General features: G+C 38.1%; 1 protein-coding gene. It reads right to left on the bottom strand.

The window, feature by feature from the left end:
• Nucleotides 1–7: 7 nt before the first annotated feature.
• The gene (locus tag DWY37_RS15660) at nucleotides 8–961 is read right to left on the bottom strand and encodes a hypothetical protein (RefSeq protein WP_118542386.1); all 954 of its coding nucleotides are present in this window, start codon (nucleotides 959–961) and stop codon (nucleotides 8–10) included.
• Nucleotides 962–1,000 lie beyond the last annotated feature (39 nt).

The raw sequence follows: 1,000 nt of genomic DNA, 5'->3' as shown, positions 1-1,000 counted from the left end.
ACCTCTTTCAATTATTCAAATATCCCTGATCCAGTTCTTCTTTCGACCAGACTCTTTCATACGTTCCACCAATTTCGTCAAAAACCTTTTGCCATGTAGAAAATTTATGGATTTCCTCCATGCTATCCTTGTTATTCTGAAGCCATTCATACAGCTTTTCATACATAGAACCAGAAAACCGGACACTCCAATTGTTTTTATAATTTTCATTGTCACTGTATGACATTCCATCAGCTCCTATGGATATAATTCCCTGATCTGTCCGTTTTGCCATTCCTCTAATCTCTAAATCAGCCCAGATAAAACCTTCTTCCCGACTCTCAATTAAATTAGGGTATTTGTCAAAATACATCTCCGCTAATTCTTCATACCTCTTTCGATCCGCTTCATTTTGCAGAAGAACCTTGCCACCTCTGCCTTCTTCACCGTCTTTTACTAAATACTGGATGCCGGTACCTGAATGTGTATTTAATGTAAATCCCTGCAAAGTCTCCACATCCAGCGAATCTTTATCCATTACATTCTGCAATGCATCTTCTAATTCATCATCTAATACCAGAGCATCGTAACTCATCGTTCCATGCTCAGAAATCAAAAACTGCTTTCCTGTTGTTTCATCCTGTCTTATTTTTATATCAGAATAGGAAAATGCCCCCAAACGCTCCCCGTCTTTATTGTATATATCAAAACATTCAGCTTCATTATCGGGTACGATTCTATAATTTTCGGATTCGTACTCTGAATATTCCTGTTTCAAAGTATTTATCGTTTTTCCTGACAGTGCCAGATAAGAATCCATCACTGTACTTTTCTTAGCACGATTGATATCCGCTCTACTGCTAATATCCTCCTTATCCACCGTCTGAGCCAAAGTGTCAGCCCACTTATTCTGGTTCCGATTTGGTTTTAGGTTGTTATAACCTGTTGAATAACGGCTCTCCGCTCCTATACTTCCAATCATTTTTTAAATTCCTCCCGGCATTTTATTCTCTTATTTTAG

Origin of the sequence: Roseburia sp. AF25-13LB, assembly GCF_003478915.1 — a bacterium.
In the GTDB taxonomy this organism is placed as follows: Bacteria; Bacillota; Clostridia; order Lachnospirales; family Lachnospiraceae; genus Roseburia_C; species Roseburia_C amylophila.
Note: the sequence above shows the minus strand (reverse complement) of the source record. Positions and strands in the feature narration are given on the sequence as shown.

Bases quoted from the DNA above. Each gene is read 5' to 3' on its own strand.
- DWY37_RS15660 (WP_118542386.1), bottom strand. From the start codon at position 961: ATGATTGGAAGTATAGGAGCGGAGAGCCGTTATTCAACAGGTTATAAC.